This window comes from Sphaerisporangium flaviroseum (genome assembly GCF_039537005.1).
In the GTDB taxonomy this organism is placed as follows: domain Bacteria; phylum Actinomycetota; class Actinomycetes; order Streptosporangiales; family Streptosporangiaceae; genus Sphaerisporangium; species Sphaerisporangium flaviroseum.
Genome location: NZ_BAAAZR010000001.1, coordinates 1,104,571 through 1,120,900 on the forward strand (window position 1 = coordinate 1,104,571; position 16,330 = coordinate 1,120,900).

The window sequence follows — 16,330 nt, forward strand, 5'->3', positions numbered from 1 at the left end:
CTGTCGGGGCGGTTCGATCGCCTGTCGCCCAGGCGATCGAACCGCATGCGGATGAAGGGACTAGCTCGTCGGAGTGAACAGCACGTCCACCCAGTAGTTGGCGCCGTTGAAGCTGGCGGTCGGGAAGCCCGAGGACGTCCCATACCGGTAGACGCCGTTGCCGCCCGCCGGGCCGTTGTTGACCAGCGCGTGCAGCGGCGAGTTGTCGTACTGCCCGGAGTTGAAGTAACCGCCGTCGCCCGCGTAGTGCCCGTTGGGCGCGAGGTAGGAGGCCACGTACACCTGGCCGGCGATGACGTTGACGGGTGTGGTGAACATCAGCGTCTGCCAGCCGGAGGCCGTCTCGTTGACGAAGGTGCCGGTCGCCAGCGGGGTGCCGGTGGAGCTCCACAGGTTGCCCACGTGGGTGCCGGTGTTGCCCGCCCCCTTGTAGAACCGCACCCCGTTGACCACGCCGTCCATCTCGGCGGTGAACTTGACGCCCACCTCGACCGCGTCGGGGTCGTTGTTGGACGGGTTGGCCGGGGTGGCGTTGCTCGCCCAGATGGAGCACGGGCAGCTCGTCGTGCCGCCGGTGGTGAAGGACCACGAGGTCGTGGTCATGGCGTTGCCGGCGTCGTCCTGGGCGCCGCTCACCGTGACCGTGTACGTGGTGCTCTGGGCCAGCGGATCGTTGGGGGTGAAGGTGAGCAGCGTGCGTGCCTCGTTGAGCGTCCGGGTGCCCGCCACCGTCTGGTTCGCGGCGTTCTTCACCGTGAGCGTGGCGGTGCTCTCCTGGATGGGCTCGCTGAACGTCGCGGTCACCGCGGTCCCGGTGGCCACGCCGGTGCCGCCGTGGTCGGGCGACCTCAGCGTGAGGTAGGGCGCCGTCGTGTCGGCCAGCTTGCTGAACACGACGTCCACCCAGTAGTTGGTGGCCGACCACGAGTCCGTCGGGAAGGACCGCGGGCCGTACTTGTAGACGCCGTTGCCGCCGCTGGTCGCGCTCGCGAGCGTGCGCAGCGGAGTCGCCGTCACGGCCGAGGCCAGCCCGTTGGAGGTGCCCGCGTAGTGGCCGTTGGGCGCGTGGTACGAGGCGACGTACGTGGTGTTCGCCGTCACCGGCACCGGGGTGTTGAAGTACACCTCCTGCCAGCCTTGCGTCGACTCGTCGGTGAACGTCGCCGTGGCCAGTTCCTGGCCCGCCGCGTTCCACAGGGTGCCGGTGTGGGTGCCGGTGTTGCCGGCCCCCTTGTAGAACCGGACGCCCTCGATGAAGCCGTCCGTGGTGGCCTGGAACTTCACGCCGAGCTCCAGCGAGCCTGCGTCGTTGACACTCGGCACATCGGGGACGGTGACGTCGGGCCACACGCTGCACGGGCAGACCCCGGCCGCCCAGGCCTTCGCCGTGGTGAAGGAGAAGGTGTACGGCTGGGCCATCGTGTTGCCCGCGTCGTCCATGGCGCCGGAGACCGAGACCGTGAACGGCTCACCCGGCGCCAGCGGCGCGGCGGGCACGAAGGTGAGCGTCTTGCGCGAGGCGTCCAGGGACAGCGTGCCGGCCACGCTCGCCTGCGTGGAGTCCTTGAGCGTGAACGCCGCGGTACCGGCCTGGATGGGCTCGCCGAAGGTGACCTTCGGCTGGACCGTGGTCGGCACGCTGGAGGAGCCGGGCACCGGGGTGGCCGAGGTGGCCGCCGGCGGGTAGATGTCGTTGACGGTGAAGACGACGTCGACGTAGTAGTTGCCGCCGTTGTAGGTCTGCTGGGGGAAGCCCGCGCCCGAGCGGTAGACGCCGTTGCCCGCCGTCTGCGTCGCCATCGGCGCGGTGAGCGGCGCGTTCACCATGGGCTGGTAGCGGAAGTAGTTCGCGTCGGCGGCGTAGTGGCCGTTCGGCGCGTAGTACGAGGCGACGTACTCGGTGTTGGCCGAGACCGGGACCGGCGAGGGGAAGGTGAGCTTCTGCCAGCCGCCGGCCGTCTCCCCGACGAAGGTCCCGGTGGCCAGGGGCGTGCCGTCGCTCGCCCACAGGGTGCCGGTGTGCGTGCCGGTGTTGCCGGTGCCCTTGTAGAACTTGACGCCGGTCAGGTAGCCGTTGACGGACGGCTTGAACCGCACGCCGAGCTCCAGCGCGCTGCCGTCGTTCTCCGACGGGTTGGCGGGGACGGCCGAGGAGGTGAACAGACTGCAGGGGCACTCGACGGTGACGTTCCTCGACACCTCGGCGCCGACGTTGCCGCTGTCGTCGGCCGCGCGGACCTTGAGGGTCGTCGCGCCCACTCCGGTGACCTTCCAGGAGTAGGTCCAGTTGACGCGGCCGGTGGCGGGGTGCCAGGTGGTCCCGCCGTCGGTGGAGACCTCCACACCGCCGACCTGCCCGCCGGTGTCGGCGGCGGTGCCGCTGACGGTGACGGTCGAGCCGTTGTTCACCGCGGCGTTCACGGCGGGAGCGCCGATCGTCGCGGTGGGCGCCGTGACGTCGGTCGACTTGGCGGCCGTGTTCAGCCCCGCGGTGAGCGACTTGGGCTGAACGCCCATGTCGGCGAACAGGTTGACCGTCGCCTGCTTGATGCGGTCGTCGGAGAAGTCGGTCGCGCTGTAGCTGTCGTGCTCACCGTCGAGACCCCACGACCACTGAACCGTGCCCGCGCCGAAGACCAGGGCCCCGCTCGCCGCGCGGTAGAGGGTCAGGCGGTGGGTGGCGCTCTTCTCGACCACCTGGGTGCCGTAGTCGATGAGCACCTGCTCGGCCGTGGCCGTCGTGCTCGACATCGGGACCAGGCCCTTGGGCCGGAAGCCGTTGTCGATGTCCTCGTCCCACTCGTAGCCGACGACGCCGGGGATGCTGATCGACCCGGAGAACTGGCCGGCGACGGGCGTGCCGCGCCAGAAGCGCATCTTGCCGTCGGAGGCCGGCACGGTCAGCGGGATCGCCGCGCAGCCGTTGTCGGAGGTGGTGCAGTTGACGGTGAACAGGGTGCCGGTGAGGGCGTTCTCGGGCTTGCCGCCGTCCGCCGGCGGGCTGAACCGCGTGTCGCGCCAGGTGCCCGTCCACACGCCGGGGGTCGGGTCGATCTTGGCGTTCGCGTGGGTCTCCTTGTAGGAGACCAGCGTGCGGTAGTTGTTCTCCCAGCGGGTCTTCCAGTAGACCTCGTTGCCGCTGAAGAACGCGAGGTTCACGCCGCTGTCCCTGGCGTTCTCGAAGGCGGTGCGCTCCTCGGCCGACCAGTATTCGTCGTGGCCGACCGACAGCAACGACTTGTGGTCGAGGAGGGTGGCCGGCGCTCGTGCCGCGTCCAGGGACGACATGTAGGACACGTCGTAGCCGTTGGCCTCCAGCCAGCGCACCATCGGGTACTCGTTGGCGAAGACGAAGTCACGGCCCCACGGGGTGGACTCGCGGGTGTTGAACGGCCGGTTGTAGCTGACCTTGACGGCCCGGCCGGGCGCCACGACGCTGTCGCCGCGGTAGAGGCTGTTCAGCGCCTTGGTGGGGTTCTCCTCCGTGGCGGGGATGTCGCCCCAGGAGTTGTAGGCCTGCCAGGTGCTGTCGGAGGTCCTGAAGAGCAGGTCGGAGGTGCTCGCGTCGTCACGGACGACGAAGACGATGTGCGTGTCGTCGTTGGTGTCGGTACGGATCACGTGGGCGAAGTAGATGCCCGAGACGGCCGTGGCGGGAACGGTCCAGCTCGCCACGGTGCCCCAGTTGCAGGCGACCTCGCCGGTGGTGGTGTTCTCCGGGCAGCTCGGCTGGTTGCGGGACACCGAGGTCGTGGCCGGCACCGTGATGATCTTGCGGGCGCCCTTCCCCTGGTAGTAGCCCATCCGGTAGATGTCGACCTGCAGCGTCAGGGCCGCCGACCGCACCTTGAAGTTCACCGTCTGGCCGAGGTTGACGCTCATCTTGTCGCCGTAGCCCTCGACGGTGCCGTGCGGATTGGTCTCCCACTCGGTCCGGTCGTTGCCCGTGTTCTGGTTCTCGCAGGTGATCTTGTTGCCGCCGGCGTCGCAGGGGCCCATCGCCTGCGCGGGCGCGGCGGGGGCGATGAGAAGTGCGGCGAACGTTAACGCTGCTGCTGCGATTGCCGATCTGCGTCGGCGCCCGGCACTGCGCGGTTTCATGGTGCTCCCACGTGATTCGGAGGGTCGAGTACCCCGGTGGTGCTCACGCTGCGGAGCGTGGTCCCGACGAATCGACGCCCGGAGGATGAGCTCGGTTTACGTGACTGCGCCAACTCGCGTCTCCGTGGTCACACCTGTAAAGACCGAGGTCGTGGTATGGAAGACGCCGATTGTCACTGAACCAAGCCGAGTCATCGCTCTGCGTCACTTGAAGGGATTCTCTGGTCGTATCCACTGATATCGCGATAAATCGAAAATGGGGGACGGCGCCGGATCCCGGCGCCTCACGCGCTATTCGCCCTTGATGGCGAGGACGGATTTCACCAGACCCGCGAGCCGCTCGAAACGTATTTCAGAAGAGGGGAAGTAGTGCCTCATCTCGGTAATGCTGAGCAGCTCCACTTCCATGACGATGTTGCGGGCCGCCTCCCGGTCGGAGGTCGGGGTGTGCACCAGCGGCCAGCGGCGCAGAAGCGATGTACGTGCGGCGATGGGGAGGTACTGGAAGCCGGGGAACAGGAAGTGCGGCTCCACGGGGAAGTAGCGGTAGGGCGTCTGCACCCAGTGGCGTTCGGCCAGCCGGTGGACGGAGTCGGCGAACAGCCGCCTTCGCAGGTGCCCGCCCACGTGCTCGATGACGGCGTTGGAGAACACCAGGTCATACTTGGTGTCGAGGATTTTCGACGGCAGGTCGCAGGCGTCCGCCACATCGGCCCGCAGCCACTCCGGCAGGTCGGCCGGGGGCGTTTCCAGGTTCACGATCTGCACGTGCGCGGGCTGTACGGGCGCGCGGAGCCAGGCGCCGGCCGTGCCGCCGAGGTCGATCACCGACATGCTCTCCAGATCGGGAAAGCTCTGCGCGAACCAGTTCCAGCGACGGGCGCGGGCCTTGGCGCCGAGCGAGTCGGGGGCGTCGACGAAGCGGCTCCGAAGAGCGTTCAGACGGCTCATGGTCTCTCCTTGGCGGGGAGTTCGTGGGGGGCACAGCAGCGGGTGACCATTGATCTGCCGAGTTCGGCACGTTCCAACGAGACCGCCCAACTATCGCAGACGGCCTCAGGCCGAAGTGCGCTCCGGCACCATTCGATAGCGCACTGAGATGAGAGATGCGACCCTTGGCGTCGTGGAGCAACTGAGTATCGAAGACGCCTACTTGTACACCCCATCCGTCCATGAGGACGAGAGGGGAACGTTCCGGGAATGGTTCCGCGGCGACCGGCTGTCCGAGGTCATCGGTCACCGTCTGAACCTCGCCCAGGCCAACTGCTCGGTCTCGCGGCGCGGCGTCCTGCGCGGTGTGCACTTCGCGGATGTGCCACCGGGCCAGGCCAAGTACGTCACCTGCGTCAGCGGCGCCGTGCTCGACGTCGTCGTGGACATCAGGGTGGGGTCCCCGACCTTCGGCCAATGGCAGGCCGTCGAGATGGACGACCGCTTGGGACAGGGTCTCTACGTGGGCGAAGGGCTGGGTCACGCCTTCATGGCGCTGTCCGACCGGGCCACCGTGGTCTACATGTGCTCCGAGTCCTACGCTCCCGGCCGGGAGCACGGGGTGCACCCGCTGGACCCTGACCTGGCCATCGCCTGGCCCGCCGACCTGGAGCCTCGGCTTTCCCGGAAGGACGCCGCGGCGCCGACGCTGGCGGAAGCGCGGGAGAAGGGCATGCTGCCGGTGTACGACGAGTGCGTCGCCTTCTACGCCAAGATGCGTGGAACGGGCCTGTGACGGAGACCCGCCGGCCGTACCCGCTGTGACGACGCTGTGACCGCGGGTTTTGGCCGTGATGGATCCGCCAATTCCGGTGCCGAAATCACGGTCTCCATACTGAATTAGGCCCATTAACCGGATAAAACCAGCGATCCGGTTGTCTCATCGTTTCCCAACCGCAACAATAGCCTCGCACTGAAACATGATCGGAGTCCGGCGCCACGAGTGCCGGAGGTGGAGGCTTGTGCCAGTGAGCAGTTCCCGGCATGCGGACGGGCGGCGCGAACGGCGTCGTTCCTCTTCCGCGAGATCTCGATCCGCTGGGTCGCCCGGGTTCCCCATGGTGGGACGGGTGTCGTTGCTGGCCGCCGCCGCGGTGCTGGGGGCGACCGTCACGGTGGTGGTCATCAACCGGGAGCCCGCTCCCGCCCCGACGGCGAACGCCGCGCCCGTCTCGGCCGACGTGACGCTGGAGTCCAGCCTGTGGAAGTCACAGAAGGCCGTGAAGGGCAAGGCGCGGTCCGAGAACACGCCCCTGGAGCTCGGCACGCGCTTCAAGGCCAGCCGTAACGGCGAGGTGGCGGGCGTGCGGTTCTACAAGCCCGCCTCCGAGCGTGGCACGCACCGCGGCAGCCTGTGGGACTCCGACAAGAAGCTGCTCGCCAAGGTGACCTTCACCGACGAGACGCGCAGCGGCTGGCAGCAGGCGCTGTTCTCCGAGCCGGTGCCGATCGTCGCCGGCCGCGTCTACACCGTCTCCTACCACACCAAGCACGGCGGATACGTCGCCGCGCCCGGAGCCCTGGCCGACCCCGTCACCGTGGGCCCGCTGACCGCCCAGGCCGGGGTCTTCGCGCCCTCCGCGAAGGGGGCCTTCCCCTTCCGGCGGCACCGGGCGCACGTCAACTACTGGGTGGACGTCGTCTTCCGGCACCGGGAGCGCCGTCCCCGCCCGTCCGCGCAACCGACGGGCGGCGTCACGGCCGAGCCGACGGCGTCCCAGCCCGAGGGTTCCCCGAGCCCTTCGCCGACGCTCACCGGGCAGCCGTCGGACGGCGTCACCTCGACGCCCACGACCTCCGGATCCGCGTCGCCGTCCGCGACTCCCTCGAACTCCGGCACGAGCACGCCGACGTCGACCCCGACGCGGTCGTCCTCGTCGAGCCCTTCGGCGAGTCACTCGCCGAAGCCGTCGCTGACGCCGAACCCGACGAACCAGCCGACCAAGGTGCCCTCCTCGACCCCGACCCGGACGACGACGCCCCCGCCGACCGGTGGTTTCCCCGGCGCAGCCGACACCGGGGTGCCCTCGGGCACGACCCTGAAGCAGAGCAAGTCGATCACGATCACCAAGGACGGCACGGAGATCGACGGCCTGGAGGTGCACGGCGAGATCAACGTCGAGGCCGACAACGTCACCATCCGCAACACGCGTCTGGCGGCGGCGCCCGGTGACTGGGGCATCATCCAGCGGCAGGGACACACCGGCCTCACCGTCGAGGACAGCGAGATCTTCGGCAACGGCAAGGAACGCACCCAGTTCGCCATCCTGAACCAGGGCCGCGACCTGACGGTCAGGCGCGTCGACATCCACACGATCAGCAACGGCATCCTGACCGAGCAGGGGCTGGTGGAGGACTCCTACCTCCACGACCCCAAGTACTTCTCCGGCGACCACACCGACATGATCATGTGCACGAGCGGGCCGCCGTCCGGGGCGACGCTGGTGATCCGCGGCAACACGGTCATCAACACGCTGGAGCAGACCGGTGCGGTCGCCCTCTTCCAGGACTTCGGCGTGGTCCGTAACGTGACGGTCGAGCGCAACTTCCTGGCCGGCGGGGGCTACACCCTCTACGGCGGCGCGGGCAGCAAGGGCACCTCGTCCAACATCAAGGTCGTCAACAACGTCTTCAGCCGCGACGTGTGGGCCAAGGGCGGGTACAACGGCCCGGTGGCCTACTGGGACAAGGGCGCGCCCGGGAACGAGTGGAAGGGCAACGTCTGGGAGGACGGAAAGGTCGTGCCCGAGGGCGGCTGATCCGAGCGCCCGGCGGCCGTACCGCGGCTGTGCGACCGCCGGCCCGGAGGTAGCGGTAAAGGGAAGGCCCTCCACGGATCTCCGTGGAGGGCCTTCCCTTGTGCTCTGGTGACCTGTGGCAGGCCTCAGGAGGCCGGCGGCGAGGTCGTGGCGATCAGCCCACGCGCCAGGTGTCGCCGCCGCGCAGCAGGTCGCTCAGCCGTCCGGGGCCGCGCTCGGAGACGGCCTCGGCAAGCTGCTCGGCCATCAGCGTGTCGTACGCCGGGCGGTCGACGGACCGGAAGACCCCGATCGGCACGTGGTCGAACGCGGGCTCGTCGAGCCGGGACAGCGCGAACGCCAGCGAGGGGTCGGGGTGGTGGGCGTCGTGGACCAGGATCTCGTCCTCGGACAGGCTCGCCCGGTCGACGACCTCGATGCCGCCGTTGGCCGCGCGGCGCACCGCCTTGGAAGCGGAGGTGATCGGCAGGCCGTGCTCCAGGCGCAGCGTGATGTCGTCGCGCAGCGCGGGATCCTTGAGCGGCTCGAACGCGCCGTCGTTGAAGATGTTGCAGTTCTGGTAGATCTCGACCAGGCTCGTGCCCCGGTGGGCCGTGGCCTCGCGCAGCACCGACTGAAGGTGCTTGCGGTCGGAGTCGAGCGTGCGGGCGACGAAGCCCGCCTCCGCGCCGAGGGCGAGCGAGATCGGGTTGAACGGCTTGTCCAGCGAGCCCATCGGCGTGGACTTGGTGATCTTGCCGACCTCGGAGGTCGGGGAGTACTGGCCCTTGGTCAGCCCGTAGATCCGGTTGTTGAACAGCAGGATGTTCAGGTTGACGTTGCGGCGCAGGGCGTGGATCAGGTGGTTGCCGCCGATCGACAGCGCGTCGCCGTCTCCGGTGATCACCCAGACGGACAGGTCGGGGCGGGACGCGGCCAGGCCGGTCGCGATCGCCGGGGCGCGGCCGTGGATGGAGTGGAACCCGTAGGTGTTCAGGTAGTACGGGAACCGGGACGAGCAGCCGATGCCCGAGACGAACACGATGTTCTCGCGCTTGAGCCCCAGCTCGGGCAGGAAGCTCTGGACCGCGGCGAGGATGGCGTAGTCACCACAGCCGGGGCACCAGCGCACCTCCTGGTCGCTCTTGAAGTCCTTGAGTGTCTGCTTCTCGGTAGCGCGGGGAATGAGAGCGAGCCCCGTGCCGCTTCCGATCGGGCCGGTGATGTGCCCGTTCGTCGCGATATCACTCACTGTCGATCACGTCCTGGATCACTCCGGCGAGCTCTTCGGCCTTGAAAGGAAGACCGCGCACGCGGTTGTAACTGATGATGTCGACCAGGAAGCGCGCCCGTAGCAGCAGCGCGAGCTGGCCGAGGTTGATCTCCGGCAGAAGCACCCTGTCGTACGAGCGCAGCACCTCGCCGGTGTTGGACGGCAGCGGGTTGAGGTGGCGGATGTGGGCCTGCGCGACCTTCCCGCCGGCCTTGCGCACCCGTCGCACGGCCGCCGCGATGGGTCCGTACGTCGAGCCCCAGCCGAGCACGAGCACCCGGGCGTCGCCCTCCGGGTCGTCGATGGTCAGCGGCGGGATGTCCTGCGTGATCCCGTCGATCTTGGCCTGACGGAGCCGGACCATGAGGTCGTGGTTGTTGGGGTCGTAGGAGATGTTCCCCGTGCCGTCGGCCTTCTCGATGCCGCCGATGCGGTGCTCCAGGCCCGGAGTGCCGGGAACGGCCCACGGCCGCGCCAGCGTCTGCGGGTCCCGCTTGAAGGGCAGGTAGGTCTCACCGTCGTCGCCGTTCGGCTCCACCGTGAAGTCGACCGACAGGTCGGGCAGGTCGTCGATCTCCGGCAGCCGCCACGGCTCGGAGCCGTTCGCGAGGTAGCCGTCGGAGAGCAGCATGACCGGCGTGCGGTACTTCACGGCGATGCGCGCCGCTTCGAGCGCGGCGTCGAAGCAGTCGGACGGGGTCGAGGGCGCGATGATCGGCAACGGCGACTCGCCGTTGCGGCCGAACATCGCCATGAGCAGGTCGGTCTGCTCGGTCTTGGTCGGCATGCCCGTCGAGGGCCCGGCCCGCTGGACGTCGATCACGAGCAGCGGAAGCTCGGTGGTGACGGCCAGTCCGACGGTCTCCGCCTTGAGCGCGACCCCCGGCCCCGAGGTGGTGGTGACGCCGAGCGCGCCGCCGAACGCCGCGCCCAGGGCGGCGCCCACGCCCGCGATCTCGTCCTCCGCCTGGAAGGTGCGGATGCCGAACCGCTTGTGCTTGGACAGCTCGTGGAGGATGTCGGAGGCGGGGGTGATGGGGTAGGACCCGAGGAACAGCGGCAGCCTCGACTGCACCGAGGCGGCGATGAGGCCGTAGGCCAGGGCCTGGTTGCCGGAGATGTTGCGGTAGAGGCCCGGGGTCAGCTTGGCGGGCTTGATCTCGTACGACACCGAGAAGGACTCGGTGGTCTCGCCGTAGTTCCACCCCGCCTGGAAGGCCGCGACGTTGGCCTTCGCGATGTCGGGCTTCTTGGCGAACTTGGCCTCGAGGAACTTGACCGTCGCCTCGGTGGGCCGGTGGTAGAGCCAGGACAGCAGGCCGAGCGCGAACATGTTCTTCGCCCGCTCGGCGTCCTTCTTGGAGATGTCGAAGCCCTCGAGCGACTTGACCGTCAGCGAGGTGAGCGGAACGGCGTGCACGCGCCACTCCCCGAGCGAGCCGTCGTCGACCGGGCTCTGGGTGTAGCCGACCTTCTGCAGGTTGCGCTTGGAGAACTCGTCGGTGTTGACGATGATGTCGGCCCCGCGCGGCAGGTCGCCGAGGTTGGCCTTCAGGGCCGCGGGGTTCATCGCCACCAGGACGTTGGGAGCGTCGCCGGGGGTGAGGATGTCGTGGTCGGCGAAGTGGAGCTGGAAGCTCGACACCCCGGGAAGCGTGCCTGCGGGAGCGCGGATCTCCGCGGGGAAGTTGGGCAGGGTGGAAAGGTCGTTCCCGAACTGCGCGGTCTCCGCCGTGAAACGATCACCGGTCAGCTGCATACCGTCGCCGGAGTCGCCCGCGAAGCGGATGATCACGCGGTCGAGTTGTTGAACCTGCTTGGTCACAGCTCGGTCCTCCTCGACGCGCCTGGGCGCCGTCGCTCGTGGCACGTATTCAATTCCATGCTAGATCCCTTGGGCTGCGCGGGCTTCTTTACGCATGCGCGTCGAAGGCCATGTGACGTTTGTCCATGCGACGGCAGCGATCTTTCGTCAGGCCGCGGTCCACGAGGCATCGGGGAGATGCCGGCTGTCCGCGGGTGCGTCCTGAGGCGGGGAGCCTCAACGGGAGACGCGGTCGGCGACCAGTGCCGAACACATGGTCACGACCGGAAACGGCTCCTCGTACACAGCCCGGCGGCAATCCTGCACAGGTCAACGTGCAAGCGGGAGTAGAGCACGTTTGAGGTCACGCTGACCAACTATATGTCCCTTCTCGCTATGGCTCAGAGCCTTGGCCACTGTCCACTATTCCCGCGTCATAGACGCGCCCTGGTTCCAACCCGCGCGAGCCGAACAGTTCCGGGACGGTCACAAGGGCGTAGCCATGCGCCGCCGGCCCCCGCAGAATGGCCGGTAGCGCCGTGATCGTCGCCGGGCCGCCCTCGTGCATGAGGATGATCGAACCCGGCCGTGCCCGGTCCACCGCCCGGCGGGCGACGGCCTCCGGGTCGGAATCCCCGGCGTCGGAGGCGTCCACGTTCCATCCGATGACTGAAAGGTTCAGGGCGCGGGCCGCGGTCGCGACCTGGGCCGTGACGCCGTGCACGCCCAAATAGCGATTTACGGTGATTTTGTGTGATCGGGGGCTGTCTTTTGACCGCGAGGGGTAGCTCAAAGGTGACGGTAAGCGACTCCCCGCCACAAGGTCGAACCTCTGGCAAGGTTGCGCCGGGGTCGGCCGGGGCACTGGTTTACGATCGAGGCCGGAGGCTGTATGAGCGGATATTTCGGTTCTTACGTTGTCGTAGCCGTACTTTTCGCGATCGGCATCGCCGTCTTCGCCGGAGCGCTTCTGGCCAACCGGATGCTCCGCCCGAACAACCCCACGCGCGAGAAGCTCACGACCTACGAGTGCGGCGTCGATCCCGTGGGCGAGGGCTGGGCGCAGTCGCAGATCAGGTACTACGTCTTCGCCTACCTCTACGTCGTCTTCGCCGTGGACGCGGTGTTCCTGTTCCCCTGGGCGACGGTCTTCGCCGCGCCGGGCTTCGGCATGGCCACGCTGGTCGAGATGTTCGTCTTCCTGGCCTTCATCGCCCTCGGCATCCTGTACGCCTGGCGCAAACGCGTACTCGCCTGGACGTGAGGAAGAGGGGAGAATGCCTGTCATGGCCGCCAGCGATCTTCCGATGCCCACCGTGGGGCCGGTGTCCCGGCTCGCCCCCAAACCGATGCGTTTCATACTCAACTGGGGGCGGCGCTACTCGCTCTGGGTGTTCAACTTCGGGCTGGCCTGCTGCGCGATCGAGTTCATCGCCACCTCGACGAGCCGTCACGACTTCATCCGGTTCGGGGTGATCCCGTTCGCGAACGGCCCCAGGCAGGCCGACCTCATGATCGTCTCAGGGACCGTCACGGACAAGATGGCGCCGGCCGTCAAGCGCCTGTACGAGCAGATGCCCGACCCCAAGTACGTCATCTCGTTCGGCGCCTGCTCCAACTGCGGTGGCCCCTACTGGGACTCCTACTGCGTGACCAAGGGCGTCGACCAGATCATTCCGGTCGACGTCTACGTGCCCGGGTGCCCGCCCCGGCCCGAGGCGCTGCTGTACGGGATCATGAAGCTCCAGGAGAAGATCGCCGCCGAGTCGCTCGGCGAGCGTTACGCCTCCCCGCGGCCTGTGCCGGGCGTGCCCACGTGAGGGCCGCGATCGAGGAGCGGTACGGCTCCCGCGCCCAGGTGTCCGAGTCGTTCGGCGAGACGACCGTGGACGTCGGCACCGGCGACTGGATCGACCTGCTGACCTTCGCCCGTGACGGCCTCGGATGCGTGTTCTTCGACTGGCTGACCGGGGTCGACGACCCGCCGGACGGCTTCTCCGTCGTCGCCCACCTCTTCGACCCCGTCGAGCACGTCCACCTGCTGGCCCGCACCAGGGTGTCCCGCGACGACCCCAGGCTGCCGAGTGCCACGCCGGTGTTCCGGGGTGCCGAGTGGCACGAGCGCGAGACCTTCGAGATGTTCGGGGTGATCTTCGAGGACCATCCCTATCTGGTCCCCCTGCTGCTGCCCGACGGCTTCGAGGGCCACCCGCTCCGCAAGGACTTCGTCCTCGCCTCCCGCGTCGCCAAGCCGTGGCCCGGGGCCAAGGAGCCCGGCGAGTCGGGGCAGGGCTCGCCCAGCCGCAGGAAGACGCTTCCGCCCGGCGTCCCCACCGACTGGGGCCCATCCGCCGCCACACCGCCACCGGTCCGGGGCCCCCGGGCCGTACGGCCGCCCGCGCGCCCGGAAGGCCGGGAGGACGGAGATGGCTGAGGTGCTCGACGTCGCGCTCCGCCTCTTGGTGATCGTCATCGCGTTCCTCACGCTGCCGCTGATCATCGGCCAGACCGAGCACAAGGCCATGGCCCACATGCAGTCCCGCCTCGGTCCCATGTACGCCGGGGGGTTCCACGGCTGGGCCCAGCTCATCGCCGACGGCGTGAAGTTCGCCCAGAAGGAGGACGTCATCCCCAGGGCGGCCGACCGCCGGGTGTTCTCCATCGCCCCGGCCGTGGCGCTGGTCCCGTACCTCGTCGTGATGATCGTCATCCCTGTCGGCCCGGGGCTGTTCGGCGCCGACCTGGATACGGGCCTGTTCTTCGTGCTCGCCGTGATGGGCGTGGGCGTGCTCGGCTCGATCATGGCCGGCTGGTCGTCGGCCAACAAGTACTCGGTGCTGGGGGGCATCCGCTCGGCGGCGCAGCTGATGTCCTACGAGCTGCCGCTCGTCCTCGCGGCCTCGTCGGTCGCGATGGCGGCGGGCACGCTGTCGCTGCCGGGCATCGTGGAGGCGTGGCAGTGGTGGTGGCTGCCCTGGCAGGCCATCGGCGCGGTGGTGTTCTTCGTCGCGGGGCTCGCCGAGCTGCGCAGGCCGCCCTTCGACATGCCGATCGCCGAGTCCGAGATCATCATGGGCCCGATGACCGAGTACACCGGGATCCGCTTCGCGCTGTTCATGCTCGCCGAGTACGTCGGGATCGTGGTGCTGTCCGCCCTGACCACCGTGCTGTTCCTCGGGGGATGGCACGGGCCGCTGCTGCCCGGACCGGTCTGGACGCTGATCAAGATCTTCGCGCTGGCCTTCGTGGTGATCTGGGTCCGCGTCAGCTTTCCCCGTCTCCGCGCGGACCAGTTGCAGAAGCTCGCCTGGATCGGCCTGGTCCCCCTTGCGCTGTTCCAGCTCGCGCTCACCGGCGTCGTGCGGGTGCTGCTGGCCGGCTGACCTCCGCGGCTCCGCCCGGCCGTCAGCGGCCCAGCATGGTCCCGCCGTTGATGTGCAGGATCTGGCCGGTGACGTATCCCGCTTCGGGGGAGGCGAGATACCTGATGGCCGCGGCCACCTCGCTCGGTGTGCCGGCCTTGCCGACCAGGGTTCCGTCGACGCGGGCCTTGACGAACTCCGGCGTCGCCCGGTCGCCGAAGAACTCGGTGTCGCCGATGTACCCGGGGGCCACCGCGTTCACCGTGACCCCGTCGGGCCCGAGGCGCTGCGCCAACTCGAAGGTGTAGGCGTGCAGCGCCGCCTTCGCGCCCCCGTACGAGCCGGGGCCGCGGAGCGCCGCGATCGACGACAGGTGCACGATGCGGCCACCGGGTCGCCGGATGAACGGCAGCAGGCCCTCGGTCAGGAGCACCGCCGTGAGCACGTTGGCCTCGAAGTTGCGCCGGTAGCCCTCGGCGATCCCGGCCAGCGTGCCGTCGTCGCCGGCGGCGACGTTGCCGCCCGCGTTCGTGACGATCACGTCCACCGGTCCGTGCAGGGCGATCGCCTCCACCGCGGCCTGCGCCTGCCGCACATCGGACAGGTCGGCGGTGGTCCAGCTGACCAGGTCGGCGTCGAACGCGGTGTTCAGCTTCGCGGCCGCCTCGCTCAGCACCTCGGCACGGCGGCCAAGGATGATCACTTGTGCTCCCTCGCCGGCGAAGGCCTCAGCCGTCGCCAGCCCGATGCCGGTGCCTCCTCCGGACACCACCACGCGTCGCTGCTCCATGCTGTGCCTCCTTTTCGGTTCACCCATTAGATCATTTCAGTAGCTTTTGAGGGTGATGGCGGTGGCCGCCTTGTGGATCGGCTCGAGGATCTTGGTGATCACGCGGTCCTTGCCCGGCATGTAAGGCATGATCCTCAGCATCTTCATCTGGAACCAGATCAGCCACTTGCCGCCCAGCACCATGTGCTTGATGTTCTGCGGCCCGAGGTTCTGGTTCTGCTCGGCGAAGTGCCGCAGCTCCCGCTCGTAGCCGTCGAAACCGGCCTCGTGGTCGCCACCGGCGGCGGCTAGTTCCCCCGCCAGGACGTAGGCGCCGACCAGGGCCAGGCTCGTGCCCTGCCCTGAGGCGGGGGAGGCGCAGTAGCCGGCGTCGCCCAGCAGCACGACGCGGCCCTTCGACCAGCGGTCCATGTGGACCTGGCTCAGGGAGTCGAAGTAGAAGTCGGGAGCGGAGTCCATCGCGCCGAGCAGGCGGGGGATCTCCCACGCGTCCTGCGCGTAGGCGTCGGCCAGGAGCCTCTGCTGCCGGGCGCGGTCGCGGTGGTCGTACGTCAGCGGCTCGGAGGCGAACAGGAACATCGCCTTGGCGCCGGTGTCCTTGGCCGTGCTGTACATCAGGGCCGTGCGGCCGGGAGAGACGTAGGTGAGCTCCCAGCGGTCGAGGTCCAGGTGGTTGGGGACGCTGAAGATCGAGACGTGGTAGCCGAGGTCGCGGACGTAGTCCTCCTCGGGGCCGAAGAACAGCGCGCGGGTGCTGGAATGCAGACCGTCGGCGCCCACCACCAGGTCGAACGTGCGCGTCTCGCCGCTCTCGAAGGTGACCCGCACCCCCGCGCCCGTGTCGGTGGCGCTGGAGACGGCGTCGCCGAAGAGGTACTCGACCTCGCCCTTGGTCAGGTCGTAGAGGATGCGGTTGAGGTCGCCGCGCAGGATCTCGGCGTCCTCCTCTCCGCGACCGCCGAACGTGTCGCCGTCCAGGCTCGCCACCCTCTTGCCGGCGGCGTTGACGATCGAACCGCCCTGCACGTCGGTGCGCTGGCGGCGGATCTCGTCCAGGACGCCCATGCGGCCGACCACGTCGAGCGCCGCGCCACGGATGTCGATCTTGTAGCCGCCTTCCCGGAGCTCGGACGCACGCTCGACCACCGTGGGGGTGAAGCCGTGGCGGCGCAGCCAGTAGGCCAGCGCGGTGCCCGCGATGCCGGCGCCTGAGATCAGGATGGTGCGGTTCTTCATGGGGGCCTCCTCGTTCGTCGTCCTCGCGTCGAACGA

Annotated in this window: 13 protein-coding genes; 6 read left to right on the top strand and 7 right to left on the bottom strand. The window is 68.8% G+C overall.

What is annotated here, in order from left to right; genetic code table 11:
• Nucleotides 1-60: 60 nt before the first annotated feature.
• Together ABD810_RS05225 and ABD810_RS05230 are read right to left on the bottom strand one after the other, a co-directional pair.
• Nucleotides 61-4,101 (bottom strand): DUF4082 domain-containing protein, encoded by a 4,041-nt coding sequence (locus ABD810_RS05225; protein ID WP_344934857.1) that lies wholly within the window; start codon nucleotides 4,099-4,101, stop codon nucleotides 61-63.
• A 291-nt stretch (nucleotides 4,102-4,392) separates the two neighbouring features.
• The gene (locus ABD810_RS05230; RefSeq protein ID WP_344934859.1) at nucleotides 4,393-5,052 is read right to left on the bottom strand and encodes a class I SAM-dependent methyltransferase; all 660 of its coding nucleotides are present in this window, start codon (nucleotides 5,050-5,052) and stop codon (nucleotides 4,393-4,395) included.
• A gap of 172 nt (nucleotides 5,053-5,224) precedes the next feature.
• Between ABD810_RS05230 and rfbC the strand changes: the two genes are divergently transcribed.
• Complete coding sequence (rfbC, locus tag ABD810_RS05235) at nucleotides 5,225-5,827, top strand: dTDP-4-dehydrorhamnose 3,5-epimerase (RefSeq protein WP_344934861.1); 603 nt, start codon at nucleotides 5,225-5,227, stop codon at nucleotides 5,825-5,827.
• A gap of 334 nt (nucleotides 5,828-6,161) precedes the next feature.
• Nucleotides 6,162-7,850, top strand: a complete 1,689-nt coding sequence (locus ABD810_RS05240) for a DUF4082 domain-containing protein (protein ID WP_344934864.1) — start codon at nucleotides 6,162-6,164, stop codon at nucleotides 7,848-7,850.
• 154 nt (nucleotides 7,851-8,004) lie between these two features.
• On the opposite strand, the gene ABD810_RS05245 is transcribed toward ABD810_RS05240, so the two are convergent.
• From ABD810_RS05245 to ABD810_RS05255, 3 genes are all read right to left on the bottom strand, one after another.
• The gene (locus ABD810_RS05245) at nucleotides 8,005-9,081 is read right to left on the bottom strand and encodes a 2-oxoacid:ferredoxin oxidoreductase subunit beta (protein WP_425566851.1); all 1,077 of its coding nucleotides are present in this window, start codon (nucleotides 9,079-9,081) and stop codon (nucleotides 8,005-8,007) included.
• Nucleotides 9,074-10,927, bottom strand: a complete 1,854-nt coding sequence (locus tag ABD810_RS05250; RefSeq protein ID WP_344934866.1) for a 2-oxoacid:acceptor oxidoreductase subunit alpha — start codon at nucleotides 10,925-10,927, stop codon at nucleotides 9,074-9,076. The genes ABD810_RS05245 and ABD810_RS05250 overlap by 8 nt, the downstream gene beginning before the upstream one ends.
• 373 nt (nucleotides 10,928-11,300) lie before the next feature.
• Nucleotides 11,301-11,630, bottom strand: a complete 330-nt coding sequence (locus ABD810_RS05255) for a polysaccharide deacetylase family protein (protein ID WP_344934868.1) — start codon at nucleotides 11,628-11,630, stop codon at nucleotides 11,301-11,303.
• A gap of 168 nt (nucleotides 11,631-11,798) precedes the next feature.
• Between ABD810_RS05255 and ABD810_RS05260 the strand changes: the two genes are divergently transcribed.
• Genes ABD810_RS05260 through nuoH form a run of 4 tightly spaced genes read left to right on the top strand, consistent with a single transcriptional unit; the run spans nucleotide 11,799 to nucleotide 14,289 of the window.
• On the top strand, nucleotides 11,799-12,170 hold the full coding sequence (locus tag ABD810_RS05260) for an NADH-quinone oxidoreductase subunit A (RefSeq protein ID WP_344934870.1): 372 nt from the start codon (nucleotides 11,799-11,801) through the stop codon (nucleotides 12,168-12,170).
• Nucleotides 12,171-12,192: 22 nt separating this feature from the next.
• Nucleotides 12,193-12,726 (top strand): NADH-quinone oxidoreductase subunit B, encoded by a 534-nt coding sequence (locus ABD810_RS05265; RefSeq protein ID WP_425566852.1) that lies wholly within the window; start codon nucleotides 12,193-12,195, stop codon nucleotides 12,724-12,726.
• Nucleotides 12,723-13,340 carry an NADH-quinone oxidoreductase subunit C gene (locus tag ABD810_RS05270; RefSeq protein WP_344934872.1) on the top strand — a complete coding sequence of 206 codons (618 nt, stop codon included), beginning with the start codon at nucleotides 12,723-12,725 and terminating at the stop codon, nucleotides 13,338-13,340. Before ABD810_RS05265 ends, ABD810_RS05270 begins: the two co-directional genes overlap by 4 nt.
• Nucleotides 13,333-14,289 (top strand): NADH-quinone oxidoreductase subunit NuoH, encoded by a 957-nt coding sequence (nuoH, locus tag ABD810_RS05275; RefSeq protein WP_344934874.1) that lies wholly within the window; start codon nucleotides 13,333-13,335, stop codon nucleotides 14,287-14,289. The genes ABD810_RS05270 and nuoH overlap by 8 nt, the downstream gene beginning before the upstream one ends.
• 22 nt (nucleotides 14,290-14,311) lie before the next feature.
• Here the strand turns inward: nuoH and ABD810_RS05280 are convergent, their stop codons facing one another.
• Both ABD810_RS05280 and ABD810_RS05285 read right to left on the bottom strand, forming a co-directional pair.
• Entirely contained in the window at nucleotides 14,312-15,058 is a 747-nt protein-coding gene (locus ABD810_RS05280) for an SDR family NAD(P)-dependent oxidoreductase (RefSeq protein WP_344934876.1), read from the bottom strand.
• Nucleotides 15,059-15,094: 36 nt separating this feature from the next.
• The gene (locus tag ABD810_RS05285; protein WP_344934878.1) at nucleotides 15,095-16,294 is read right to left on the bottom strand and encodes an FAD-dependent monooxygenase; all 1,200 of its coding nucleotides are present in this window, start codon (nucleotides 16,292-16,294) and stop codon (nucleotides 15,095-15,097) included.
• Nucleotides 16,295-16,330 lie beyond the last annotated feature (36 nt).

Bases quoted from the DNA above. Each gene is read 5' to 3' on its own strand.
- ABD810_RS05280 (WP_344934876.1), bottom strand. From the start codon at position 15,058: ATGGAGCAGCGACGCGTGGTGGTGTCCGGAGGAGGCACCGGCATCGGG.
- ABD810_RS05230 (WP_344934859.1), bottom strand. From the start codon at position 5,052: ATGAGCCGTCTGAACGCTCTTCGGAGCCGCTTCGTCGACGCCCCCGAC.
- ABD810_RS05260 (WP_344934870.1), top strand. From the start codon at position 11,799: ATGAGCGGATATTTCGGTTCTTACGTTGTCGTAGCCGTACTTTTCGCG.
- ABD810_RS05265 (WP_425566852.1), top strand. From the start codon at position 12,193: ATGGCCGCCAGCGATCTTCCGATGCCCACCGTGGGGCCGGTGTCCCGG.
- ABD810_RS05225 (WP_344934857.1), bottom strand. From the start codon at position 4,101: ATGAAACCGCGCAGTGCCGGGCGCCGACGCAGATCGGCAATCGCAGCA.
- nuoH (WP_344934874.1), top strand. From the start codon at position 13,333: ATGGCTGAGGTGCTCGACGTCGCGCTCCGCCTCTTGGTGATCGTCATC.
- ABD810_RS05285 (WP_344934878.1), bottom strand. From the start codon at position 16,294: ATGAAGAACCGCACCATCCTGATCTCAGGCGCCGGCATCGCGGGCACC.